This is a genomic window from Albimonas pacifica (assembly GCF_900113695.1).
Classification (GTDB): domain Bacteria; phylum Pseudomonadota; class Alphaproteobacteria; order Rhodobacterales; family Rhodobacteraceae; genus Albimonas; species Albimonas pacifica.
On sequence record NZ_FOQH01000002.1, the window covers coordinates 336239 to 360704 of the forward strand.

The 24466-nt window shown below is 75.4% G+C and carries 17 protein-coding genes; all 17 read left to right on the top strand.

All coding sequences use genetic code 11. From position 1 onward, the window contains the following. The 17 genes from tssF (at nucleotide 1) to BM064_RS04405 (ending at nucleotide 24446) form a co-directional block, all read left to right on the top strand. The gene (gene tssF / locus BM064_RS04325) at nucleotides 1-1875 is read left to right on the top strand and encodes a type VI secretion system baseplate subunit TssF (protein ID WP_092858228.1); all 1875 of its coding nucleotides are present in this window, start codon (nucleotides 1-3) and stop codon (nucleotides 1873-1875) included. Next, on the top strand, nucleotides 1839-2867 hold the full coding sequence (gene tssG, locus BM064_RS04330; RefSeq protein ID WP_092858230.1) for a type VI secretion system baseplate subunit TssG: 1029 nt from the start codon (nucleotides 1839-1841) through the stop codon (nucleotides 2865-2867). The genes tssF and tssG overlap by 37 nt, the downstream gene beginning before the upstream one ends. After that, nucleotides 2867-5530, top strand: coding sequence for a type VI secretion system ATPase TssH (gene tssH / locus BM064_RS04335; RefSeq protein WP_092858232.1), 2664 nt, complete (start codon nucleotides 2867-2869; stop codon nucleotides 5528-5530). The genes tssG and tssH overlap by 1 nt, the downstream gene beginning before the upstream one ends. Before the next feature lie 273 nt (nucleotides 5531-5803). Beyond that, nucleotides 5804-8938: a type VI secretion system contractile sheath small subunit gene (tssB, locus tag BM064_RS04340; protein ID WP_092858234.1), complete on the top strand. Its 3135-nt coding sequence runs from the start codon at nucleotides 5804-5806 to the stop codon at nucleotides 8936-8938. Continuing rightward, nucleotides 8938-9240: a hypothetical protein gene (locus BM064_RS04345; protein ID WP_092858236.1), complete on the top strand. Its 303-nt coding sequence runs from the start codon at nucleotides 8938-8940 to the stop codon at nucleotides 9238-9240. Before tssB ends, BM064_RS04345 begins: the two co-directional genes overlap by 1 nt. 3 nt (nucleotides 9241-9243) lie before the next feature. Then, a complete protein-coding gene (locus tag BM064_RS04350; RefSeq protein ID WP_092858238.1) occupies nucleotides 9244-11379 on the top strand; it encodes a type VI secretion system Vgr family protein in 2136 nt (711 codons plus the stop codon). A gap of 10 nt (nucleotides 11380-11389) precedes the next feature. Beyond that, nucleotides 11390-12100 carry a DUF6931 family protein gene (locus tag BM064_RS04355; protein ID WP_218160951.1) on the top strand — a complete coding sequence of 237 codons (711 nt, stop codon included), beginning with the start codon at nucleotides 11390-11392 and terminating at the stop codon, nucleotides 12098-12100. Continuing rightward, nucleotides 12097-12387 (top strand): PAAR domain-containing protein, encoded by a 291-nt coding sequence (locus BM064_RS04360; protein WP_092858240.1) that lies wholly within the window; start codon nucleotides 12097-12099, stop codon nucleotides 12385-12387. The genes BM064_RS04355 and BM064_RS04360 overlap by 4 nt, the downstream gene beginning before the upstream one ends. A gap of 3 nt (nucleotides 12388-12390) precedes the next feature. Continuing rightward, entirely contained in the window at nucleotides 12391-13749 is a 1359-nt protein-coding gene (tagH, locus tag BM064_RS04365) for a type VI secretion system-associated FHA domain protein TagH (protein WP_092858242.1), read from the top strand. Beyond that, nucleotides 13746-14201, top strand: coding sequence for a type VI secretion system lipoprotein TssJ (tssJ, locus tag BM064_RS04370; RefSeq protein WP_092858244.1), 456 nt, complete (start codon nucleotides 13746-13748; stop codon nucleotides 14199-14201). The genes tagH and tssJ overlap by 4 nt, the downstream gene beginning before the upstream one ends. Before the next feature lie 142 nt (nucleotides 14202-14343). After that, nucleotides 14344-15687: a type VI secretion system baseplate subunit TssK gene (gene tssK, locus BM064_RS04375; RefSeq protein WP_092858246.1), complete on the top strand. Its 1344-nt coding sequence runs from the start codon at nucleotides 14344-14346 to the stop codon at nucleotides 15685-15687. A 19-nt stretch (nucleotides 15688-15706) separates the two neighbouring features. Further along, complete coding sequence (gene tssL / locus BM064_RS04380) at nucleotides 15707-17092, top strand: type VI secretion system protein TssL, long form (protein ID WP_092858248.1); 1386 nt, start codon at nucleotides 15707-15709, stop codon at nucleotides 17090-17092. 3 nt (nucleotides 17093-17095) lie between these two features. Then, on the top strand, nucleotides 17096-20686 hold the full coding sequence (gene tssM, locus BM064_RS04385; RefSeq protein ID WP_092858250.1) for a type VI secretion system membrane subunit TssM: 3591 nt from the start codon (nucleotides 17096-17098) through the stop codon (nucleotides 20684-20686). Then, nucleotides 20668-21318, top strand: coding sequence for a type VI secretion system-associated protein TagF (gene tagF, locus BM064_RS04390; protein WP_092858252.1), 651 nt, complete (start codon nucleotides 20668-20670; stop codon nucleotides 21316-21318). Before tssM ends, tagF begins: the two co-directional genes overlap by 19 nt. A 21-nt stretch (nucleotides 21319-21339) precedes the next feature. Beyond that, complete coding sequence (locus BM064_RS04395) at nucleotides 21340-22068, top strand: PP2C family protein-serine/threonine phosphatase (RefSeq protein WP_092858254.1); 729 nt, start codon at nucleotides 21340-21342, stop codon at nucleotides 22066-22068. A gap of 216 nt (nucleotides 22069-22284) precedes the next feature. Then, the gene (locus BM064_RS04400; protein WP_092858256.1) at nucleotides 22285-23274 is read left to right on the top strand and encodes a hypothetical protein; all 990 of its coding nucleotides are present in this window, start codon (nucleotides 22285-22287) and stop codon (nucleotides 23272-23274) included. An 89-nt stretch (nucleotides 23275-23363) separates the two neighbouring features. Beyond that, nucleotides 23364-24446, top strand: a complete 1083-nt coding sequence (locus tag BM064_RS04405; protein ID WP_245779049.1) for an AI-2E family transporter — start codon at nucleotides 23364-23366, stop codon at nucleotides 24444-24446. The last annotated feature ends 20 nt before the right edge of the window (nucleotides 24447-24466 follow it).

Below are 24466 nucleotides of genomic sequence, written 5' to 3' on the forward strand. Positions count from 1 at the left end.
ATGGATACCCGTCTGCTGACCCACTACGAGAGCGAGCTGGGCTTCATCCGCGAGATGGGGGCCGAGTTCGCCGAGGCCTATCCCAAGATCGCCTCGCGCCTGGGCATCCTGCCGATGGAGGTGCTCGACCCCTATGTCGAGCGCCTGCTGGAGGGGTTCGCGTTCCTGTCGGCCCGCGTGCAGCTCGAGCTCGACCTGCAGTTCCCCCAGTTCACCCAGAACCTGCTGGAGATCGTCTACCCGCATTTCCTGGCGCCGATCCCCTCGATGACCGTCGCGCGCTTCGTGCCCGACCCGGCGCAGGGCGGGCTCGAGGCCGGCTACCGCGTGCCCCGCGGCACCACCCTGCGCGGCCATGTGCTGGAGGGCGAGCAGACCGCCTGCCGCTTCACCACCTCCCAGGACGCGACGCTGTGGCCGCTGGAGGTGGCGGAGGCGGAATACGTCGAGGCGCGCTCCGACCTGGTGGCGGCCGGGGTCGCCTGGCATGCCGACGCGCGCGCCGCCGTGCGCCTGCGCCTGCGGCGGACCGACGGCGCGCCCGTCGCGGACCTGCCGCTGGAGTCGCTGACCCTGTTCCTCTCGGGCGCCGCGACCGAGCCCTGGCGGCTCTACGAGGCGCTGATCGCCCGGGGGCTGGGGCTCGCCGGCCGCTCCACCGACCGGCGGGCGGACTGGGCCATGCCGCTGGGCGACGCGATCCGTCCGCGCGGCTTCGCGCCGGAGGAGGCGCTGCTGCCCTCGCCGGGCCAGAGCTTCGAGGGCTACCGCCTGCTGCAGGAATACTTCGCCATGCCGCAGCGGTTCTTCTTCGTGGAACTGGGCGGCCTCGCCCCCGCGATCCGCCGGGCGGAGGGGGGGGAGGTCGACCTCTACATCCTGCTCTCCGACGGGGCGCCGGCGCTGAAGTCCCTCTCGGCCGCGAGCTTCGAGCTGCACGCCGTCCCGGCCGTGAACCTCTTCGAGAAGCGCTGCGACCGGGTGCACGTCGCCTCGACCGAGGTCGAGCACGCCGTCGTCGTCGACCGCACCGCGCCGCTGGACTACGAGATCTACCGGCTGGAGAGCGTGGCGGGCATCGCCGGCGACGGGGAGGAGGACGTGCCCTTCCGCCCCTTCTACAGCGCCGACGACTTCACCCCCGCAGGCGAGACCCACCAGGCCTATTACGCGCAGCGCCGCCGGCTGCGGCAGCGCTCCGAGAAGCAGCGGCTGAAGGGGGTGCGGACCTCCTACCTCGGCTCGGACCTGTGGCTCAGCCTCTCGGACCGGGCGCAGGCGCCGTGGCGGGGGGACGTCAAGCAGCTCGCCGTCACCGCGCTCTGCACCAACCGCGACCTGCCGCTGCTGACCGCCACCGGGGCGGGGGAGACCGACTTCTTCCCCCCCGACGGCGGGCCCATCGCCGCGGTCCGGGCCATCGTGCCGCCCACGCGCCCCCACCCCAGCCTCGCGCAGGGCAAGCAGGCCTGGCAGCTGGTGAGCCATCTCTCGCTCAACTACCTCTCCATCGCCGACGGCGACCGGGGGGAGGGGGCGGCGGCGCTGCGCGAGATGCTGGGCCTCTACGGCGCCATCGGCGGGCAGGCGACGGCCAAGCAGCTCGAGGGGCTGACGTCGGTCTCCTCGCGTCCGATCGTGCGGCGCATGGCCGGGGACGTGCTCTCGACCGCCGTGCGGGGCCTCGAGATCCGGGTGGGCTTCGACGAGAGCGCCTTCGAGGGCGCCGGGTGCTACCTGCTCGGCGCCGTGCTGGAGGCGTTCTTCGCCAAGTACGTCTCCCTCAACAGCTTCACCGAGACCGTCGTCCAGTCCCAGCAACGCGGGGAGATCGCCCGATGGAAGCCGAGGAGCGGCCGCAGGGTCCTGCTGTGACGCGCCTGAGCGCCCTGCAGGCGGCCCCGCACGCCCATCACGTCTACCAGGCCCTGCGCCTGATCGAGGCCGCCCACCCCGAGCGGCCGCGGCTGGGGCGCTCGACCCGCCCCGCGCAGGACCCGGTGCGCCTGCGCCAGGAGGCGGAGCTCGCCTTCCCCCCCTCGACCGTCGAGGGGTTCGAGGCGGGGCGGGACGGCGCGCCGGACCGGCTGACCCAGCGGTTCTTCGGCCTCTTCGGCCCCCAGGGCCCGCTGCCCCTGCACCTGACCGAGCACGCGCGCGACCGGCTGCGCAACCACCGCGACCCGACCTTCACGGCCTTCGCCGACGTGTTCCACCACCGGATGCTGTCGCTGCTCTACCGGGCCTGGGCCTCGGGGCAGCCGGCGCCCTCCTTCGACCGGGCGGACGACGATCCGTTCGGGGACAAGGTGGCGGCGCTGGCGGGGCACGCGGGCGCGGGCTTCGTGGACCGCGACGCGATGCCGGACCTCGCCAAGCGCCATTTCGCGGGCCTGCTCGCCGCCGCGCCCCGCTCCGAGAGCGGGCTGAAGGCGGCGCTGTCGCGTTTCTTCGGCGCGCCGGTGGAGATCGAGAGCTTCGTGGGCGACTGGCTGCACCTCGAGCCTCACGACCGCGGCCGGCTGGGCGCCGCCACGCTGGGGCGGGACGCCAATCTCGGCGGCAAGGTCTGGTCGCGGGAGGCGAAGTTCCGCATCCGCATCGGCCCCCTGTCGCTGCCCGACTACGAGCGCCTGCTGCCCGGGGGCGAGAGCCTCAAGCGTCTCGCCGCGGTGGTGCGCAACTTCGCGGGCGAGGCGCTGGACTGGGACGTGAACCTGGTCCTGCGCCGGGAAGAGGCGCCCCCGCCCGTGCTGGGCGGCGGCGTGCGCCTGGGCATGACCACCTGGATCGGCCGGCGCCCTGCGCGGGATGCCGACGACCTGCACCTGGGCGCGCCGTCGCCCTCCCTCAGAGAGGCCCCGTGATGACCGCCATCAGCCGCGTCGCCCTGTTCGGCAAGCTCGACAAGCTGGCCTTCCAGACCATCGAGAGCGCCACCGTGTTCTGCAAGATGCGGGGCAACCCCTACGTGGAGCTGGCGCACTGGCTCCACCAGATCCTGTCGGCGCCCGACAGCGACCTGCACCGCATCGTGCGGGGGGGCGAGCTGGACCCCGGCCGGATCTCGGCCGAGCTGGTGCGCGCGCTCGACGGGCTGCCGCGGGGGGCGAGTTCGATCTCCGACCTCTCGGCCCATGTCGAGGAGGCGGTGGAGCGGGCCTGGGTCTACGCCTCGCTCGCGATGGACGCGCGGCGCATCCGCACCGGCCACCTGCTGCTGGGGATGCTGAAGACGCCGGGGCTGCGCAACGTGCTCGCCAGCCTCTCGCCGGAGCTCGCGCGGCTGAAGGCCGACGACCTCTCCGAGCGCTTCGCGGAACTGACGGCCGGGTCGCCGGAGGAGGGGCAGGACGCCGTCTCCGCCCCCGCCCAGCCGGGCGAGGCGTCCGGCGCGCTCGCCCCGCGCGGGCGGGGGGACGAGGCGCTGGCCCGCTTCTGCACCGACCTGACCGCGAAGGCGCGGGCGGGGGAGATCGACCCGATCATCGGGCGCGACGACGAGATCCGGCAGGTGATCGACGTGCTGATGCGCCGGCGCCAGAACAACCCGATCCTCACCGGCGAGGCCGGGGTGGGCAAGACCGCGGTGGTCGAGGGCCTCGCCCTGCGCATCGCCCGCGGGGACGTGCCGCCCTCCCTGCGCGAGGCGCGCCTGCTGGCGCTCGACGTGGGCCTGCTGCAGGCCGGGGCGTCGATGAAGGGCGAGTTCGAGGAGCGCCTGCGCTCGGTCATCGAGGAGGTGCAGGCGAGCGCCGCGCCCGTGGTGCTCTTCGTGGACGAGACCCACACGCTGGTCGGCGCCGGCGGCGCGGCCGGCACGGGGGACGCGGCCAACCTGCTGAAGCCGGCGCTGGCGCGGGGAACCCTGCGCACGGTCGGCGCCACCACCTGGGCCGAATACAAGAAGCATATCGAGAAGGACCCCGCCCTCACCCGCCGCTTCCAGGTCGTGCAGGTGGCGGAACCCGACGAGGCGAAGGCCGTCGCCATGATGCGCGGCTCGGCCGCGATGCTGGAGCGTCACCACGGGGTGCAGATCCTCGACGAGGCGCTGGAGGCGGCGGTGAAGCTCTCGGCCCGCTACATCCCCGCCCGCCAGCTGCCCGACAAGGCGGTGGGCGTGCTCGACACCGCCTGCGCCCGCGTCGCGATCAGCCTGCACGCCGTGCCGGCCGAGGTCGACGACGCCCGCCGCCGCATCGAGCTGATGGAGACCGAGCTCGAGATCATCGCCCGCGACGAGACCGCGGGCCTCGAGGTCGCCCCCCGCCGCGCCGCCGCCGAGAGCCGCCTCGCCGAGGCGCGCGCCGCGCTGGAGGCGCTGGACACCCGCTGGCAGGCCGAGCGCGCCTCGGTCGAGCGCATCCTCGAGCTGCGCGCCCGCCTGCGTCGCGAGGGCTGCGCGGTGGACGCGCCCGCGGCGCCCGGCGACCCCGGGCGCGACGCCGCGCTGGGCGAGCTGCGCGCGGCGCAGGCCGAGCTCGCGGCCCTGCAGGGCGAGACCCCGCTGATGCTGCCCATCGTGGACGCCCAGGCGGTGGGCGCGGTGGTCGCCGACTGGACCGGCATCCCGGTGGGGCGGATGATGAAGGACGAGATCGCGACGGTGCTGAACCTGTCGGCCCATCTCTCCCGCCGGGTGATCGGGCAGGACCACGCGATGGAGATGATCGCGCGCCGGGTGCGCTCGTCGCGCGCGCGGCTCGACAATCCCTCGAAGCCCGTGGGGGTGTTCCTGCTGGCGGGCTCCTCGGGCGTGGGCAAGACCGAGACGGCGCTGGCGCTGGCCGAGACCCTCTACGGCGGCGAGCAGAACGTCATCGCCATCAACATGAGCGAGTATCAGGAGGCGCATACGGTCTCCTCCCTGAAGGGCTCGCCGCCCGGCTACGTCGGCTATGGCGAGGGGGGCGTGCTGACCGAGGCGGTGCGCCGCCGCCCCTACTCGGTCGTCCTGCTGGACGAGGTCGAGAAAGCCCACCCCGACGTCCACGAGATCTTCTTCCAGGTCTTCGACAAGGGCGTGATGGAGGACGGCGAGGGCCGGCGCATCGACTTCCGCAACACGCTGATCCTGCTGACCTCCAACGTCGGCTCGGAGCTGGTCATGGACCTCTGCGCCGACCCCGAGCTGACGCCGGAGCCCGAGGCCATCGCCTCGGCCCTGCGCGATCCGCTGCTGAAGGTCTTCCCCGCGGCCCTGCTGGGGCGGCTGGTGACGATCCCCTATTATCCGCTGTCGCCCGAGATGATCTCGGCCATCACGGCCCTGCAGCTGGAGCGCGTCCGCGCCCGGGTCGCCGAGGCCTGGGGCGCGCCGCTGGAGTGGACCGGGGCGGTGGTCGAGACCATCGTCTCCCGCTGCCGGGAGCTGGAGAGCGGCGGGCGGATGATCGACGCGATCGTGACCAACACCCTGCTGCCGGAGATCTCGACCGAGGTGCTGACCCGGCTGATGGAGGGGCGCGCCGTCTCCCGCATCGCCCTCGACGTGGCGGGGGGCGAGTTCCGCTACGCCTTCGACTGAGCCCGCCTGCGCCCGCCCCGAAGCCGTCTCCGCCCGTGCCTCGGCGCCCCCCGCCTCCCGTGGGGGGCGCCGCCGGCCCTGCGGGCGCCCCGGGATCGACCCGGGGCCCGGGGCGCGACGGAAGGGGCGATGGCGCGACGGAAGGGGGGGCGGGGGCGGCGAAAATCCTCCCGCCCTGCGAACCTTCCCGCGCCCTGCGCGCACTAACGACCAGGTGAGACGCCTCGCCGGGCCGGTCAGCGGGCCGGGGGAGGCGGGATCGGAGGTTCGCCCATGTCCGCCAGCGGCCAGAAATTCGTCGCCCGCAACCGCGCCCCGCGCGTGCAGATCGAATACGACGTCGAGCTCTACGGCGCCCGGAAGTCGGTGCAGCTGCCCTTCGTGATGGGCGTGATGGCCGACCTCGCCGGCGCCTCGGCCGCGCCGCAGCCCGCCGTCGCCGACCGCAGGTTCCTCGAGATCGACGTCGACACTTTCGACGAGCGGCTGAAGGCGATGAAGCCGCGGGCCGCGTTCTCGGTCCCCAACACGCTGACCGGCGAGGGGAACCTGCCCGTCGACCTGACCTTCGAGCGGATCGACGACTTCTCCCCCGCCGCGGTCGCCGGCAGGATCGCGCCGCTGGCGAAGCTGCTCGAGGCGCGCACGCAGCTCGCCCATCTGCTGACCTACATGGACGGCAAGGCGGGGGCCGAGGACCTGATCGCCCGCCTGATCGCCGACCCCGCGGCGCTGGGCGCCCTCGCCGCCGCCGCGCCACAGGCCGACGCCGGCCCCGCGCCCGAGACCTCGCCCGCGACCGCCCTCGACGCCCTGCGCGCCGCCGCCCCTGCGGCGCCTGCGCCCGACCCCGCCGCCGCCGCCTTCGCCGCGCTGCGCGCGGCGCCCCGGCCGGCGGCGCAGACGCCGGATGCCGCCGGGGCCGCGCTCGCGGCCCTGCGCGCGTCCGGAGAGGCGGCGCGGCCCGCCGCCCCGTCCGATCCCGCCGCCGCGGCCTTCGCCGCGCTGCGCGACGCCCCGCGCTCGGCGCCGCCGGAGGAGGATGCGGCCGGCGCGGCGTTCGAGGCCCTGCGGGCCGCGGCGCCCGCGGCGCCCGCGGCGCCGGCCGCGGCCGGCGACCCGGCGGAGGGGGCGCTCGCCGCGCTGCGCGACGCCGCCCCCGCGGCGCCGGCGCCGCGGACCGCGGAGGAGGCGGCCGCCATGGCGCTCGCCGGTCTGCGGTCGGGCGGGCCGATCCCGTCTCAGGAATCCCTGTCCGGCGACCTCGCGGACAGGGGCGGTGCGGGCGACGCGGCGGAGTCGCCTGCACCGCACATCTCCCCGGCGGCGGCGCCTGAGCCCGCGGCGGCCCCCGCCGCGCCGGCGGCCCCGGCGCCGGGCCCCGCGGTCGAGGACGGCCCGCCCCAGGCGCCCTTCGGCCGGCTGGCGCGTCCGCGCCCCGAGGCGGTGGAGCGGCCCCGCTTCCGCATCGCGCTGCTGGGCGACTTCTCCGCCCGCGCCGCGCGCGGGCTGCACGAGACCGGCGCCGCGCTCGCCGCGCGCAAGCCGATCCGGCTCGACATCGACGACCTCGACGCCGCGATCGCTCGCCTCGCCGTCACGCTGGCGCTGCCGCTGGGCGCCGACGGCGCGGGCGTCGAGGCGCCGCTCGCCTCGCTCGACGACCTGCATCCCGACGCGCTGTTCGAGAACGTGGAGCTTTTCGCCGAACTCGCCGGCCTGCGCGCCCGCGTCGCCCGGGGCGAGGCCGCGGCGCTGGCCGAGGTGGCGGGCTGGAGCGGCGAGGCGCCCGCCCCCGTCTTCGCCCCCCGCGGCGGCCAGGTCCCGGCGGGCGAGCGCCTGAGCGACTTCCGCGCCCTGATCGGCGCCCCCGCCGCCCCAAGCGTCGCCGGCCCGGCCGAGGCGCTGATCCGGCGCATCGTCGGCCCCCATGTGCAGGCCGCCCCCGACCCGCGGCAGGAGAGCTTGACCGCGGCGGTGGACGCCGCCCTCTCGGACGCGATGCGCGCGGTGCTGCACCACCCCGAGTTCCAGGCGGTCGAGGCCGCCTGGCGCTCGCTGGAGCTGCTGGCCCGGCGGGTCGGGGGCGGGCGCTGCGAGATCGCGCTCTACGACGTCTCGGCCGCCGAATGGGCCGCCGACCTCGCCGCGCAGGAGGACCTGGGCGAGAGCGGCCTGTTCGCCATGCTCGCCGAGGCGCCGCGGCTGGACGAGGGGCAGGGCGCCTTCTCGGCGGTGTTTGGGCTCTACACCCTGTCCGAGACGCCGGCCCATGCCGCGCTGCTGGCCCGCATGGGGCGGATCGCGGCCTGGATGGACGCGCCGTTCACCGCCGCCGTCGCGCCGGAGACGCTCGACACGCCGCTGAAGGACCGCGCCCCCGACGTGGCGAAGGCCTGGGACGAGCTGCGCGCCCTGCCGGCGGCGGGCTATGTCGGCCTCGCCACGCCGGGCTTCGGGCTGCGCCTGCCCTACGGGCGCAGGACCGAGCCGGTGGAGCCCTTCGCCTTCGAGGAGTTCGAGACCCGCGACGGCCTGCAGGGGATGCTCTGGGCCAATCCCGCCCTGCTGTCCGCGATCCTGATGGCGGAGACGGCCGAGCGCATGGGGCCTGCGAAGATGCGGCTGGGCGAGATCATGGCGCTCGACGACATGCCGCTGCACCACGTCGTGGACGCCCACGGCGACCCTGAGGCGCTGCCCTGCACCGAGCGGCTGCTCGACGGCTCCGCCGCGGCGAAGGCGGTGGAGCGGGGGCTGATCCCGCTGCTCTCGATCAAGGGGCGCAACGTGGTGCGCCAGGGCTCGTTCCAGTCGCTGACCGGCCACGACCTCGCCGGCCCCTGGGCGAGCGCGCCGGCCTCGAGCGTCGACGCCGAGCCCGGCGGGGCCCAGGCCGCGCCCGCCGCCGCCTCCGCCGCCGCCGTGCCGGACGAGGCGCAGGGCGAGGCGGCGCTGTCGGCGCTCGACGACCTGCTCGGCGCCCTGGACGAGGGCGCCGCCGCCCCCGCCGCGGAGGACGACGGCCTCTCGGAGCTCGACGCGCTGATGGCCTCGCTGTCTGCGGACGATCCGGCCGAGGCCGCCCCCGGCGACGGGGAGGCGGACGACGCGCTCTCCGAGCTCGACGCGCTGATGGCGTCCCTGTCGGCGGACGATCCGGCCGAGGCCGCGCCCGAGGGCGGCGGCGTCGCGGACGACGGGGCGTCCGAGCTCGACGACCTGCTGGCCTCGCTGGAGGAGGCGGCGCCCGCCGGGGCCGCCGCGCCCGGGGAGGAGGGCGACGACGCGCTCTCCGATCTCGACGCGCTGCTCGCCTCGGTCGGCGAGCCCGCGCCCGAGGCCGGCGCCGGCGGCGACGACGACGAGATGGACCCCGACCTGGCCGCCCTGCTGAAGGACCTGTGATGCGCGATCTCGCTTCCATCCCGCCCGAGGGCGAGCCCGGGGCCATCGTGCTGGCCCGGGTCGAGGGCCGCTTCTGGCTGCTGGCCGGGGAGGCGCATCTCGATGCGCTGCTCGCCAACCGTCCCGGCTATCCGACCCCCGTGCGCTGCCTGCGCTTCGAGGGCGACAGCGACATGCGCCGCTTCCTGCACGCGCGCGGCGCCGCCGGGGAGGCGCTGTGGGGGATCCACCCCGCCATCGTCGCGCGGCTGGAGCGCAACGACGAGCTGGCCTGGATCGACCTCGACGGCGGGGAGGGCTGAGCCATGGCCACGCCCCCGATCCCCGAGAACCGCGGCCTGCGCCTGGCGCTGCCCAACGCGCTGAAGGGCTTCCTGATGCGCGCCCAGGTCGACGAGCGCCTGGGCCGGCTGAGCGAGACGACGATCGAGTTCCGCGCCCCCGACCTCGACCTCGACCTGGGCAAGCTGGTCGGCGAGCGGATGCGCCTCGAGATCGACGCGCCGAACGGCAGGACCCGGTATTTCCAGGGGCATTGCGTGGCGGCCGAGTATCTCGGCGCCCACGCCGGCGCGGGCTATTTCCGCGCCGAGGTGCGCCCCTGGCTGTGGTTCCTGACCCGCAGCGCCAACAGCCGGATCTTCCAGGACAAGACCGTGATCGAGGTGATCGCGGCGGTGTTCGGGGGCTATGACGTCTCGGATCACCGGGTGGCGACCAACCGCAAGTTCAAGCCCCGCGACTACTGCGTGCAGTACCGCGAGAGCGACTTCGACTTCGTCTCCCGGCTGATGGAGGAGGAGGGGATCTACTACTTCTTCGAGCACGACCGGACGCGCGAGACGCTGGTGCTGGCCGACGACGCCGGCGCGCATCGGGTGCTGACGGATCACCCCTCGCTCGACTTCCACTTCCAGGAGGCCGAGTACCGCCGCGCCGACGACCATGTCTTCGAATGGCGCGGGATCGAGCGGGTGCAGACCGGCAAGGTCGCCCTGCACGCCTACGACCCCGAGCGGCCGAGCTCGGACCTGGCCGTGCGCAAGTCGGCGCCGCGGGGCCTGCACCGGTTCCGCAACTACGAGGTCTACGCCCCCGCCGGCCGCCACCGCGAGCCGCAGGCCGGCGAGCAGGAGGGCGAGCACCAGGCCCGCGTGATGGTCGAGGGCTTCGCCGCCGCCGCCCTGCGCGTGCAGGGCGCGTGCAACGTGCGCCAGATGGCGACGGGCGGGCGCTTCAAGCTCAGGGAGCATCCGCGCAAGGCCGAGAACCGCGAGTATCTGGTGATCGCCGCCCGCCACCGGATGCAGATCGAGGTGGAGGGGGCCGAGCGCGAGCTGGTCCACGCGATCCTGGGCCCCGCGCTCGACTTCGGAGAGGGGCGCAACCGCGACCGCTACCGCTGCACCTTCGAGGCGCAGCCGGCGAACGAGCCCTACCGCTCGCGGCGCGAGACGCCGCGCCCCGAGATCCCCGGCGTGCAGACCGCCGTGGTGGTGGGCAAGAAGGACGAGGACGTCTGGACCGACGAGCACGGCCGCGTGAAGGTCCTGTTCCACTGGGACCGCGAGGGCGGCAAGGACGAGCACGCCTCGTGCTGGGTGCGCGCCGCCTCGCCGTGGAGCGGCAAGGGCTGGGGCTTCGTCGGCCTGCCGCGCCTGGGCCAGGAGGTCGTGGTCCAGTTCGAGGACGGCGACCCCGACCGCCCGCTGGTCACCGGCATGGTCTACAACGGCGAGAGCCGGGTCCCCTGGCCGCTGCCCGCCAACCGCACCCGCAGCGGCATCCGCACGCGCAGCTCCGACAAGGGGACCGGCTTCCACGAGCTGGTGTTCGAGGACCGCAAGGACGCCGAGTTCGTGCGCCTGCAGTCCGAGCGCGACTTCACCCAGATCGTCAAGAACAACGCCGAGATCACGGTGGGCCTGGGCCACAAGACGCCCGGGACGTTCAAGCAGACCATCCACGGCGACAAGACCGAGCGGATCGTCGAGGGGAACCACCGCTTCGCCGTCGAGAAGGGCGAGGAGGCGGTCTCGATCGCGAAGACGCGCACCACCGAGATCGGCGCCGACGACGTGCTGACGGTCGACGGCGACCGCCGGGCGACCGTGAAGGGGGCGGCGCGCGAGACCGTCTCGAAATCGATGGAGCTCGATGTCGGGACCACGCTGGAGCTCTCGGCGAAGACGAAGATCGTCCTGAAATGCGGCGCCTCGAAGCTCGAGATCACGCCCTCGAAGGTCTCGATCTCCTCGCCCCAGGTGGAGGTGGCGGCGAGCGGGACCGCGACGGTCTCGGCCTCCGGCCAGCTGAGCCTGGAGGGCAAGGGCATGGCGGCGCTGAAGGGCGGCGGGATGCTCCAGCTCGAGGGCGGGTTCGCGCAGCTCAAGTCCTCCGGCCTGCTGATGGCCAAGGGCGCCATCACGCTGATCAACTGAGGGCCCGGCGATGACCCGTCCCATGCGTTTCGAGGGGCTCCGCAAGCTCTCGCCCGAGCCGGCGGCCAAGATCCTGGCCGGCGTGGGCGCGGTGCTGGAGACCCCGGTCGAGGCCCCCGCCCGGGCGCTGGTCCCCGAGGTGCTGGCGGAGCTGGAGGCGAAGGGCGCCACGGTCGACATGCTGCGGCTGCTGGCCCACGCCCTCCCCCCGCGCGAGGCGGTGTGGTGGGCGTGCCTGTCGGCGCGCGACCTGCTGCCCGCCGACCGCGCGGCCCCCACGCCGCTGGCGGCGGCCGAGGCCTGGGTGCTGCGGCCGGGCCCCGAGACCCGCGCCCGCGCCCGGGCGGCGCTGGAGGCGGCCCATCACCTCGACGACACCTCGTTGTGCGCGATGGCGGCCTCGATGGCCGACGGCACGCTGGGGCCGGGCGAGCTCGACGACTACCCCGCGCCTCCGGGGGCGGTGGCGGGGGCGGCGCACGCGCTTGCGGTGCTGTCGATGTTCCGCGACGCGGAGCGGGCGGCGGCGCAGGGCGCCTGGCTGGTCGCGCGCGCGCTCGACATCGCCCGGGGCGGCGGGGGGCGGGCGCCCGACCCCTCGCTCGACGCCGGGTCCGAGGCCGGGACCGACCCTGCGCCAGAAGCCGCGGCTGACGCCGGGCCCGGGGCCGGGCCCGGGGCCGCGGTCCGATCCGCGCCCGGGACGGAGGCCGCGTCATGACCCTGCCGGCCGCCCGGGTCGCCGACCCGCATGTCTGCCCGATGTGCACGGGCCCGATCCCCCATGTGGGCGGGCCGATCGCGACGCCCTTCCTGGGCGCGCTGATCGCCGGCTCGCCGCCCGCGGCGGCCACCGCCGTGACCGCCTGCGTGGGTCCGCCGGACCTGATCAACAAGGGCTCGGCCACGGTGATGGTCGGGGGGCGGCCGCTGGCGCGGCTGAGCGACACGTCCGGCCATGGCGGCATGATCGTCATGGGTTGCTTCACCGTGCTGGCGGGAGGCTGAGCGATGACCCTGCGCCTGCGCTTCCAGACCTCCGGCGCCCAGCCGGGCGCCCGCGCCGCGGTCGAGATGACCGGCGGCGTGCTGACCGTCGGCCGGGGCGAGGAGAACGACCTGACGCTCCCGGATCCCGAGCGCACGCTCTCCAAGCGCCACTGCGTGATCGAGGCGCGGGGCGGGGACTACGTGGTGGTCGACCTGTCGACCAACGGCACCTTCCTCAACTACGCGCCCGAGCGGCTGGGCGACGCGCCCACGCCGCTCGACGACGGCGACGTGATCGGGGTGGGCGGCTACGAGCTGGTGGTGGAGATCGAGGCCGAGGCGCCCGAGGCCGCGGACCCGCTCGCCGCCGCCCCGCCGCCCGCGCCGCTGGGCGAGAGCCCGCTCGACGCGCTGGGCGGGGACGGGGACGATTTCCTGGACGACATCCTGGGCGGGCCCCCGGCGCGGCCGGCGCCGCCGCCCGCCTGGGGCCCGCCCCGGGCGCCGGCCTGGGACGACCCGCTCGCCGAGCCGGGCCCGTCTGCGAGCGGCTGGGGCGGGGCCAGCGCGGCGGATCATTCGCCCGCGGCCCAGGACCACTTCCAGGCCCCCCGCGCCGCCGGCGCCGTGATCCCCGAGGACTGGGACGACCTGTTCGAGACGCCCCCGGCCGGCCCAGCGTCCGCCCCCGAAGCCGCGCCCGCGCCCCTGCCCGCGCCTGCGCCTGCGTCCGCGCCAGGCGCCCCCCGGCCGCCGCAGCCCGCCTCGCCCGCCCCGGGGGACGGGGGACGGGAGGCCGCGGCGCGCGCCTTCCTCGCCGCCGCCGGCATGGGCCGCGCCGAGATCCCCGACGCCGAGCTCGCCGAGACCATGGCCCGCATGGGCCGGGTCTTCGCGGCGATGGTGGGGGGCTTGCGCGACATCCTGCTCACCCGCGCCTCGATCAAGGGCGAGATGCGCATGGACCGCACCATGATCTCGATGGGCGGCAACAACCCGCTGAAGTTCTCGGTCAGCGCCGAGCAGGCGGTCGAGGCGATGATCCGCCCCTCCGCCCCCGGCTACCTCGAGGCCGAGGCCGCCGCGCGGGAAGCGCTCGACGACGTCAAGGCGCACGAGGTGGCGATGATGTCGGGGATGCAGGCCGCGCTGAAGGACCTGCTGGCGCGCCTGGGCCCCGACGCGCTGGCCCGGCGGATCGAGACCGGCTCCTCCCTCGGCGGCCTGCTGGGGGGGAAGAAGGCCCGCTACTGGGAAGCCTACGAGAGAATGTACGCGCAGATCGCGCGGGAGACGGAGGACGACTTCCAGTCGACCTTCGGCAAGGAGTTCGCCCGCGCCTACGCGGCGCAGCTCAGGACCCTGGAGGACGAGAGATGAGACCGCGCGCCGCCGCCGCCGCCCTGGCCCTGACCCTGGCGCTCGCCGCCTGCGGGGGGCCGCCGCCGCCCCCGCCGCCCACCACCGTGGCCCTGACCCTGACCGCCACGCCCGCGCTGAACGGCGGGCTGCCGGCGCAGGCGAAGGTCTACTGGCTGCGCTCGGCCGCGCGGTTCGAGGGGGCCGACTTCTTCGCCGTCTTCGGCGCGCCGGAGGCGACGCTCGGCCCCGATCTCGTCGCCGTCGACGCCCACCTGCTGGCGCCGGGCGAGACGCTCGAGATCTCCAAGACCTTCGACCAGCCCGCCGCGACCCCCGCCGTCGTCGGCGTGGTCGCGGGGTTCCGCGACGTGGGCCAGCCGGGGTGGAGCGCGAGCGCGCCGCTCGCGCCCAACGCGGCCAACGTGCGCGTCGTCACGCTGGGCTCGGCCGTCGTCGCCTTCGGGGACTGAGCGGGGGGCGCGTCCTTCGGGAGATTATTCGGCGCCGGTCGTTCGGGGGCGTGAACCGAAACCGCCCCTGCCGGGCACTGACGGCATGACGTCTCCGCCGGAGACCGACCCCGATCGACCCGCCTCGAAGGAGACGCCGCCAGTGTCCTGGGAAAGCAAGGTCCTGTGGAGCGAGGGGCTGTTCCTGCAGCCCCATCACTTCCAGCAGCATGACCGCTACGTCGAAGCGCTCGTCGCCGGCCTCGCCTCCGGCGTCGCGCCCTACGCCTGGGGCGTGCGGGAGCTGACGCTGGACGAGGCGCTGCTCAAGCTCGGCAAGATCGCGGTGAAGAGCTGCACCGGCCTGACCCAGGACGGCGCCGTGTTCCGCGTGCCGGCGGTGGACGAGCATCCGCCCGCGCTCGACGTGCCCGAGCAGGTGAAGAACGCCGTCGTCTACCTCGCCGTGCCCAGCCGCCGCCACGGCGCGGCGGAGGTGGACCTGTCGGGGGACCCCCGCTCGGCCGCGCGCTACCTGCCCGCCGAGATCGACGTCGCCGACACCATGGGGCGCGAGCGGCGCCCGTTCCGGCTGGCGGTGGCGAAGCTCAGGATGTCCTTCGCGCTCGACCTCGACGACCTCTCCGACCAGCTCGTGATCCCGATCGCCCGGATCATCGAGGTGCGCCCGGACCGGGAGGTGGTGCTCGACCGCGCCTTCGTGCCCGCCTGCACCGACGCCCGCGCCGCCCCGGCCCTGCACGCCTTCCTGCGCGAGCTGGAGGGGATGCTGGCCCACCGGGCCGGGGCGCTGGCCGGCCGCCTGACCCAGTCGGGCGCGGCCAAGGGCGTGGCCGAGATCGCCGACTACCTGCTGCTGATCTCGCTCAACCGCGCCCTGCCGCAGATCCGCCAGATCCTGGGGATCGAGAACGCCCACCCGCAGGAGATCCACCGCTTCCTGGCGGGGCTCGCGGGGGAGCTGTCGAGCTTCATGGCCGCCGACAAGCTGCCCGACGACTATCCCGCCTATCGCCACCACGACCTGACCAACACCTTCCAGCCGCTGTTCCGCGCGCTGCGCCAGTTCCTGTCCTCGGTGCTGGAGCAGAACGCGGTCGCGATCCCGATCGAGCCGCGCAAGTACGGCGTCTCGGTCGCCCAGATCGCCGACCGGCGGCTGCTGACCAGCTCGACCTTCGTGCTGGCGGCGAAGGCCGACGTGCCGGCCGAGAGCGTGCGGCGCTACTTCCCCTCCCAGGCCAAGCTGGGGCCGGTGGAGGAGATCCGGCAGCTGGTGAACTCGGCCCTGCCGGGGATCGGGCTGCGGCCGCTGCCGGTCGCGCCCCGCCAGATCCCGTTCCACGCCGGCTCCGTCTACTTCGAGCTCGAGGCCGACAGCCCCTACTGGCGGCAGATGACCACCTCCGGGGGCATGGCCGTGCATGTCTCCGGCGAGTTCCCGGGGCTCTCGATGGAGCTCTGGGCCGTGCGCAACGCCGGTTGAGGCCGGGAAGGAGACGACGATGAACCGCGACGATCCCTTCGCCGAGCCCGCCGACACCGACCGCACGGTGATCATCCCCAACCCCGGCGGGCGCCGCCCGGCGGCGGCCGTCGGGGCGCCGCCGGCGATGCCGGCGCCCGGCGCGCCGGACCCCGCGGCGCCGGCGCCCGGGGCGCAGCCGGCCTCCGCGCCGGCCGCGGCGGGGGCGGAGGTCGCCATCGAATCCGCCGCCACCGGCCTCAACCCGCTGAACGCCGCCGCCTCGACCCTGTTCTCGCTGGTGGGGCGGCTGCGCAACCGCGCCCAGCACCCCGATCCCGCGGCCCTGCGCGAGAGCGTGATCGGCGAGATCCGCGCCTTCGAGACCCGCGCCCTGCGCGCCGGCTACCCGGCCGAGACGGTGAAGCTCGCGCGATATGCGCTCTGCGCCACGCTCGACGACGTGGTGCTCAACACCCCCTGGGGCGGGCGCAGCGTCTGGCCCCAGCGATCCCTGGTGGGCACCTTCCACAAGGAGACCCACGGCGGCGACCGGGTCTGGGACCTGCTGAAGCGGCTGGAGGCGGAGCCCTCGCAGAACCGCGACCTGCTGGAATTCCTCTACGTCTGCCTCAGCCTCGGCTTCGAGGGCCGCCTGCGGGTCGAGCCGCAGGGCGCCGAGAAGCACCGCGAGATCCGCGCCGGCCTCGCCCGCCTGATCCGCGCCCAGCGCGGCGCGGCGGAGCCGGAGCTGGCGCCGCGCTGGAAGGGGCTGGAGCTCGCCCACCGCCCCCTCTCGGCCTGGACGCCGGTGTGGCTGATCGCGGGGCTGACGCTGGCGGGCGCCTGCGTGGCCTTCCTCGCCTTCTCCTGGGCGCTGAGCGGGGAGACCGAGCGCCTGCGCGGCCAGCTCGAGGCCCTGCGCCCCGACGGGCCGGTGACGCTGGCCCGCGCCGCCCCCCCGCCGCCCCCGCCCCCCGAACCCGTGCAGGAGACGCGCAGCCTCGCGCAGTTCCTCGCCCCCGAGATCGCGGAGGGGCTGGTCGAGGTCTTCGCCGCCGGCAACGCCCTGACCGTGCGCCTGACGGGCGAGGCGATCTTCGCCCCCGCCTCCGACGCGCTGGAGCCCCGCTTCGTCGCCGTCGTCGACCGGGTGGCCCAGGCGCTGGAGGAGGAGCCGGGCCGGGTGATCGTCGCGGGCCACTCCGACAGCCAGCCGATCCGCACCGCGCGCTTCCCCTCGAACCTCGCGCTGTCGCTGGCCCGCGCCCAGTCGGTGATGACCCGCATCGCCGCGGCGCTCTCGGACCCCTCGCGCCTGACGGCGGAGGGGCGGGCGGACGACGAGCCCATCGCCGACAACGCGACCCGCGAGGGCCGCGCGCGCAACCGGCGCATCGAGATCCTCCTGGTGAAGGCAGGCTGAGCAATGATCCTCAACCGCATCCGCGCCCTCTTCGATCCCGCGATCCTCGCGCTCGTCCTGTTCGGGGCGATCCTCGGGGCCGCGATCTGGTTCATGGGGCCGCTGCTCGCCATCGGCGAGGCGCGGCCCTTCGACGGCCTGTGGGGCCGGCTGGTGGCCATCGGGGCGCTCGCGGCCTTCGTCGTGATCGCCTGCCTCGCCATCCTGCTGCGCCGGCGCGGCCGGGACCGGGCGATGACCCGCGCCATCGTGGAGGAGGTCGCCGACCCCGAGGACGCCGCGGCCGCCGCCGAGCTCGACGAGCTGCGCGCCCGCATGGCCGAGGCGCTGGGCGTGCTGCGCGGCCGGGGGATGCGCGGCCGCTTCGGCGCGCGGCGGCTGTTTCAGCTTCCATGGTACGTGATCATCGGCCCGCCCGGCGCGGGCAAGACCACGGCCATCGTGAACTCCGGCCTGCATTTCCCGCTGGCCGAGCGCATGGGCAAGACCGCGCTGGGGGGCGTCGGCGGCACGCGCAACTGCGACTGGTGGTTCACCGACGAGGCGGTGCTGCTCGACACCGCCGGGCGCTACACCACGCAGGAGAGCGGCGGCGAGGCCGACGCGAAGGCCTGGACCGGGTTCCTCGACCTGCTGAAGAAGCACCGCGGCCGGCAGCCGATCAACGGCGCGCTGGCGGCGATCAGCCTCTCCGACCTCGCCGTGCAGTCGGAGGCGGAGCGGCGCGACCACGCCCGCGCCGTGCGCAATCGCCTGGCCGAGCTGCGCGAGCGGCTGGGGGTGAGCTTCCCCGTCTACGTGATCTTCACCAAGGCCGACCGCATCGCCGGCTTCCAGGAGTTCTTCGAGGATCTCGGCGCCGCCGAGCGCGAGCAGGTCTGGGGCTTCACGCTGCCCTACGAGAAGAAGCCCCGGGGCGCGCCGCTCGCCGGCTTCGGCGCCGAGTTCGAGGCGCTGCTGGAGCGGCTGGAGAACCGCTCGCTCGAGCGGATGCAGGCCGAGAGCGACCCCCAGCGCCGGGCGCTGGTGCAGGGCTTCCCCTCGCAGGTCGCCTCCCTGCGCGGCGCGGCGGAGGGGTTCCTGTCGGACGTCTTCCGCGACAGCCGCTACGAGGCGCGACAGCTCCTGCGCGGGGTCTACTTCACCTCCGGCACGCAGGAGGGGGCGCCCATCGACCGGCTGATGGCGGGCATGGCGCGCACCTTCGGGATCTCGCGCCAGGCGGTGGGGTCGGGCGCGGGGCAGGGGCGGAGCTACTTCCTCACCCGCCTGCTGACCGGCGTGGTGTTCCCCGAGGCGGGGCTGGTCTCGGCCGACGACCGGGTGGAGCGGCGCTATCGCTGGACCCGGCGGGGGGCGGCGGCGGCGGGCGTGCTGGCGCTGGCCGGCGCCTGCGCGGCCTGGACCGTCAGCTACCGCGCCAACGCCGCCCTGATCGCCGGCGCCCAGGACCGCGCGGCGCAGTTCCGCGAACTGGCCGCCCGGATCCCCGGCAGCCCGGTGGGCGACGACGACCTCGCCTCGGTCCTGCCCGCGCTGGACCTGCTGCTGGGCCTGCCCGGCAACCCCGCCGCCGGCGACCCGGAGCCGCCGGTGGAGGAGACCTTCGGCCTCTACCAGGGCGACGCCGTGGGGACCGAGAGCGCGCAGGCCTATCGCGCCGCCCTCAACGCCCTGCTGCTGCCGCGCCTGCTCTACCGGCTGGAGACGCAGATGCAGGCCAGCCTCAACGACCCCGAGCTGCTGTTCGAGGCGCTGAAGGTCTACCTGATGCTGGGTCTCCAGGGCCCGATGGCGCCCGAGATCGTGCGCCGCTGGATGCGCGTCGACTGGGCCGTGGCCCTGCCGGGCGAAGAGGCGGCGCAGGCGTCGCTCGCCCTCCACCTCGACCGGATGCTGGCCCAGCCGATGCGCGAGATCGCGCTGAACGGCCCGCTGGTCGACCAGGTCCGCGGCCTGCTGTCGGAGACGCCGCTGGCCGAGCGGGTCTACCGCTCCATCGTCGGCAGTCCCGAGGCGCGCGACCTGCCCGCCTTCCGCCTGACCGAGGCCGGCGGCCCCGCCGCCTCGCGCGTGCTGCTGCGCCCCTCGGGCAAGCCGCTGTCGGAGGGGGTCGAGGGCGTCTACACCCGCGCGGCCTTCCACCGGCTGGTGCTGCCCGAGGTGCTCTCCATCGCGGCCCGGGTGCGCGACGAGGCCTGGGTGCTGGGCCCGCGCGGGGAGGTCGAGACCTCCCCCGCCGGCCTCGCGCGGATCGGGCGGGACGTGCTGGGGCTCTATTACACCGACTACGTCTCCCGCTACGACGGGCTGCTGGCCGACATCGACGTGGTCCCGGTCGAGAGCCTGAGCCACGCGACCGAGGTGGTGAACGTGCTCTCGGGCCCCACCTCGCCGCTGGTCGCGATCCTCGAGGCGGTGGCGCGCGAGACGCGCCTGAGCCGCCCGCCGCCGGAGGCCGGCGTCGCCGGCGCCGCCGTGGGGGCGGCCGGCGCGGCGGCGGACCTGGCGCGGACCGAGGCGGTCTCCGCGCTCGACGCCCGCGGGCAGGCGCTGTTCGACGCGATCTCCGCCGCCTCCCCGGGCGCAGGCGAGGCCGTGCCGGAGCGGCCCGGCCAGTTCGTCGAGGACCGCTTCGCCGCCCTGCACGCCTTCGTGGAGGCGCCGCAGGGCGCGCCTTCGGAGCTGGACGGCGTGGTGGCGAGCCTCACCGAGGTCTACCGCGAGCTCAACCGCCTGTCGCTGGGCCAGGATACGGGGACCGCGCTGGCCGGGCAGGGGGGCGGCGCCGCGGCGCGCCTGCAGGAGCGGATCGGGCGGCTGCCCGCGCCCATGGACCGCTGGGCGAGCCAGGTGGCCTCCGCCTCCTCCGGCGTCGCCGTGGGCGGCGCGCGGGCCGAGCTCAACGCGCTCTGGCAGGCGCAGGTGCATCCATTCTGCTCCCGCGCGCTGGAGGGGCGCTATCCCTTCGACCGCTCCGCCGCGGCCGACGTGGCGCTGCAGGACTTCGGGCGGCTGTTCGGCCCGCAAGGGCTGATCGACGGCTTCTTCCAGGAGCATCTGCTGCCCTTCGTCGACGCCGCCGCCTCGCCCTGGCGGTGGAAGCGGGTGAACGACGTGGACTTGGGCATCTCCGACGCGGTGCTGGCCCAGTTCCAGAAGGCGGCCGAGATCCGCGACAGCTTCTTCCTCGCCCCCGGCCAGCCGGCGATCACCTTCGACCTGACGCCGGTGGCGCTCGACCCCAACGTCCAGCAGGTGGTGGTGGAGATCGAGGGGCAGGAGGTCTCCTACGCCCACGGGCCGCCCGAGGTGACGCCGCTGAAATGGCCCGGCGCGGCCGGCGGGCGCACCCGCGTCGCGATGAGCCCCGCGCAGGCGGGGATCGAGAACACGCTCTCGCGCGAGGGGCCCTGGGCCTGGTTCCGGCTGCTCGACGCGGCCGAGCTGCGCCGCACCAACGTCACCGACCGCAACCGGGTGATCTTCAACATCGGCGGGCGCATCGCGATCTTCCAGCTGCGCGCCGGCTCCGCGCTGAACCCGTTCTCCGGGTCCGCCGTCCGGGGGTTCCGATGCCCGAGCTCGCTCTGACCCCGCCCGCGGCGCCGGGCCCCTGGGGCTGGTACGGCAAGGCGCCGGGGCGGGGGGACTTCTTCCGCCGCGGCCTGACGCCGGGCTTCGTGGCCGCCTGGGACGCCTGGATGCAGGCGCTGATCCGCACCGGGCGCGACGCCCTGGGGGAGGGGTGGCGGGCGGCCTATTTCTCCGCCCCCGTCCGCCGCTTCGCCCTGTCGCCCGGGCTCTGCGGGCCGCGCGGCGCGGTCGGGGTGATGATGCCCAGCGTCGACCGGGTGGGGCGGCAGTTCCCGCTGTGCCTCGCCGCCGAGACCGACGCCTCCGCCCCCGCCGCCTGGCAGGCCGCGGCGCCGTACTTCGAGGAGCTGGAGACCGCCGCCCTGTCGATGCTGCATCTCGACGCCGCGCCCGAGCGGCTGGCCGAGGCGCTGCCCGCGATGATCCCCGCCGCCCCCGCTCCCTCCGCCCCGCTCGCCGCGGCGCTGGAGGGGCTGGCGGCGCGGCCGCGCGGCTCGCTCTGGGTCGCCGAGCTGGCCGACGGGCCGCACGCGCTGCTCGCCGACGGGATGCCCTGCGGGGCGGCCGAGGCGGCGGCCCTCTTCGACCCGGGGGCCGGGCGCCGCGCTCCGCCTCCTCCCGCCGGCTGATCCCGTGAAGGACCCCCGACGATGACCGATATTTCCCCGGCGCGCCCGCGCCGATCCAGCGCGCGCACCCATGTGGGCCGCGTGCGCGAGGTGAACGAGGACGCGATCCTCTCCATGCCGCGGCCCGGGTTCTGGGCGGTCTCGGACGGCATGGGGGGCCACGACGCGGGCGACTTCGCCTCCCGCACGGTGGTCGAGGCGCTGGGGGCGCTGTCGCCCGACCTCGCCCCGGCGGAGGTGATGCATGAAGCGCGCGAGGCGGTGCAGGAAGCCCATCGGCGCATCGGCGCCGAATCCGCCCGCCGCGGCGGGGCGGTGATCGGGGCGACGGTGGTGATCCTGGTGCTGGCGGGCGAGCACTTCCTGTGCCTCTGGGCCGGGGACAGCCGCCTCTACCGCCTGCGCGGAGGCCGGCTGGAGATGCTGAGCATCGACCACTCGGTGGTCGGCGAGCTGGTGGAGCGGGGCGAGCTGACCTTGGCCGAGGCCGAGCATCACCCGCGGGCGAACCAGATCACCCGCGCCGTGGGCGTGGGCGCGCGGCTCGAGATCGACAAGCGCCGGGGGGAGGTGCTGCCGGGCGACCGCTTCCTGCTCTGCTCCGACGGCCTGACCCGCCACGTGGACGAGGCTGCGCTCGCCGCCGCCCTGCGCGAGGCGCCCGTCGAGACCGCCGCCGGGGCGCTGGTCGAGCGGGCGCTGGCCGGCGGCGGGGCCGACAACATCTCGGCCATCGTGGTCGAGGCCTGAGCCCGCCGCCGGAGCCTGCGCCCGGACCCGGCCCGCCCCGCCGCGCGTCCCCCGTCCCGCGCCCCGTCCCGCGCCCCGTCCCGCGCCCTGGGCGCCCGGGCCGGGCGCCCGCCGGAGCCGCCGCCCGGGGCGCGGGCCAAAGCCGCCCCGATCCTGGCCGAGGCGCCCGCCCGGGGCGCCGCGGCCGCCCCTGACCTTCCGCGCCGAGAGGCCCCCATGCCCTGCTTCTGTCACGCCCCCGCCAGCGCCGCCCGGATGCAGTTCTCCGCCGGCCTGCCCACGATCGGGACCCCGCCGCTCGCCCTGCAGATGGCGGCCGCCCTGCCGGCGCTGACCGCCGAGCCGCGGGCGGACCTCGCCCTGGCCGCGGGGATGGGGTCGTTGCGCCTGCCGGGGGTCTCGATGCCCGGCCTCGGCGGGCTGGGGGCGACGCTGTCGCTGACGATGGGGAGCTTCGCGCTGGGCGACCTGCCGAGGCTCGAGTTCCAGATGCAGCAGATGGCGGGCTCCTTCGCCGCCAACGTCTGGCCGCGGCTGGGGTGGCTGGCCTCGCTGCCGCTGGGGCCGCTGATGAACCTGTCGCTGGTCGCGCGCCTGGCGCTGACGCTGCAGGGGATCGGCCTCGATCCGTTCACGATGGGCCCGCCCGCCGTGCCGGCGCTGGGCGCGATGCGCTTCGCGCTGACCGCGCCGCAGCTCGCGATGGCGCGGATGCTGGCGGGCCTGCCGCCGCTCGCCGCGCTGCTGCCGGCGCTGAACCTGCCGCCGCTGGGCGAGGGCGGGGCGGCGGCGCTGGCCAACCATCTCGGCGGGCTCGCGGCGCTGAGCCCGCCGGCGCTGGCGATCCCGATGCCGGTGATGATGCGGCTGGGCATGGCGCTGGAGGCGCTGGGCACGATCCAGGCGGCGTTCGGGCCGCTGACGCCCGCGACCTTCGGGCGGATCTCGGCGATGCTGCGGATGTGGGGCGGGGTCTCGATGGCGCTGCCGCTGGGGGCGCTGGCGCTGTCGGCGCAGCTCGACGCGCTGCCGGCGCTGGAGGATGTGACGATGGGGGCGGGGATGGCCGGCGCCTTCGCGGGCTTCGCGCCGCCGCGCCTGCCGGCGATGGGTTTCCTGAGCGTGATGCTGGCGCTGCAGGGGGGGCTCGCGATGTCGCTCGACATGCCGGTCTTCGACCAGTGCGCGCTGTGCCCCTTCGCCTAGGCCGCGCGGCCCCCGCGCCTTGACGCGCCCCCGGCCGGGCGGCATCCCATGGGGCCGGGATCGGCACGCGAGGCGAGGAGGGTCATGCGGTGAAGGGCGCCCCGCTGTTGAACCTCGTGCTGGCCGTGGTGCTGGCGATGGCGGTGGGCGAGCTGCTGATCGTCGGCCGCCCGATCCTGGTGCCCATCGTCACCGCGGTGATCTCGGTCTACCTGATGGCCTCGGCCACCGAGGCGCTGCGCCGCATCGGCCTGCTGCGCCGCCTGCCGCGCGCCGCCCTGCGCGCGCTGGTGCTGCTGATCTTCGCGCTGGGCCTCTACGCCTTCGCGGTCGTCGTCGCCTCGACCATCGGCGAGATCGCCGCCGTCGCCCCCGGCTACCAGGCGAATTTCGAGGCGCTGGCCGACCGGCTGGAGCGGCGCTTCGACGTCGACATGCAGAAGGTCGTGGACGACGCGTTCCGGGTGACCTTCGGCGGGCTGGACCTTCGCGCGGTGATCCTGGGCGTGCTGGGGGGCTTCACCTCGGTCGGCTCGACGGCCTTCCTGGTGGTGATCTACGCGGGCTTCCTGATGGTCGAGCAGCCGGGGTTCCCCGCCAAGCTCTCCGCCGCGCTGGGCGACCCCGAGGACGCCCGCGACGCGGCGCGCATCCTCGCGCAGATCAACGCCCGGATCGGCGAATACCTGGCGGTGAAGACGCTGATCAACCTGATCCTGGGCATCCTGTGCCTCGCGATCCTGCTGGCGATGGGCTCGGACTTCGCGCTGTTCTGGGCGATCGTGATCGCGATCCTGAACTACATCCCCTACGTCGGCTCGCTGCTGGGGGTGGCCTTCCCGGTGCTGCTGTCGGTGGCGCAGGAGGGGTCGCTGGGCCATTCGCTGGCGCTGGCGGCGATGCTGATCGCGGCCCAGGCCTCGGTCGGCAACGTGCTGGAGCCGCGGATGATCGGCCGCCAGCTCAACCTCAGCCCCTTCGCGGTGATGGCGGCGCTGTCGGTGTGGTCGGCGATCTGGGGGCTGGCGGGCGCGATCCTGGCGGTGCCGATGACCGCGATGCTGGTCATCGTGCTGGAGCATTTCCCCGCCACCCGCTTCCTCGCCGTGCTGATGTGGAACGAGGTCCCCCCGCAGGGCGCCGCCGCCCCGCCGCGCCCGCGCGACGGCTGATCGCGCGGGCGCGGGGCGCG

What these genes read in the sequence shown, in the direction of transcription:
- tssF (WP_092858228.1), top strand. Translation starts at nt 1, where the DNA reads ATGGATACCCGTCTGCTGACCCACTACGAGAGCGAGCTGGGCTTCATC.
- tssG (WP_092858230.1), top strand. Translation starts at nt 1,839, where the DNA reads ATGGAAGCCGAGGAGCGGCCGCAGGGTCCTGCTGTGACGCGCCTGAGC.
- tssH (WP_092858232.1), top strand. Translation starts at nt 2,867, where the DNA reads ATGACCGCCATCAGCCGCGTCGCCCTGTTCGGCAAGCTCGACAAGCTG.
- tssB (WP_092858234.1), top strand. Translation starts at nt 5,804, where the DNA reads ATGTCCGCCAGCGGCCAGAAATTCGTCGCCCGCAACCGCGCCCCGCGC.
- BM064_RS04345 (WP_092858236.1), top strand. Translation starts at nt 8,938, where the DNA reads ATGCGCGATCTCGCTTCCATCCCGCCCGAGGGCGAGCCCGGGGCCATC.
- BM064_RS04350 (WP_092858238.1), top strand. Translation starts at nt 9,244, where the DNA reads ATGGCCACGCCCCCGATCCCCGAGAACCGCGGCCTGCGCCTGGCGCTG.
- BM064_RS04355 (WP_218160951.1), top strand. Translation starts at nt 11,390, where the DNA reads ATGACCCGTCCCATGCGTTTCGAGGGGCTCCGCAAGCTCTCGCCCGAG.
- BM064_RS04360 (WP_092858240.1), top strand. Translation starts at nt 12,097, where the DNA reads ATGACCCTGCCGGCCGCCCGGGTCGCCGACCCGCATGTCTGCCCGATG.
- tagH (WP_092858242.1), top strand. Translation starts at nt 12,391, where the DNA reads ATGACCCTGCGCCTGCGCTTCCAGACCTCCGGCGCCCAGCCGGGCGCC.
- tssJ (WP_092858244.1), top strand. Translation starts at nt 13,746, where the DNA reads ATGAGACCGCGCGCCGCCGCCGCCGCCCTGGCCCTGACCCTGGCGCTC.
- tssL (WP_092858248.1), top strand. Translation starts at nt 15,707, where the DNA reads ATGAACCGCGACGATCCCTTCGCCGAGCCCGCCGACACCGACCGCACG.
- tssM (WP_092858250.1), top strand. Translation starts at nt 17,096, where the DNA reads ATGATCCTCAACCGCATCCGCGCCCTCTTCGATCCCGCGATCCTCGCG.
- tagF (WP_092858252.1), top strand. Translation starts at nt 20,668, where the DNA reads ATGCCCGAGCTCGCTCTGACCCCGCCCGCGGCGCCGGGCCCCTGGGGC.
- BM064_RS04395 (WP_092858254.1), top strand. Translation starts at nt 21,340, where the DNA reads ATGACCGATATTTCCCCGGCGCGCCCGCGCCGATCCAGCGCGCGCACC.
- BM064_RS04400 (WP_092858256.1), top strand. Translation starts at nt 22,285, where the DNA reads ATGCCCTGCTTCTGTCACGCCCCCGCCAGCGCCGCCCGGATGCAGTTC.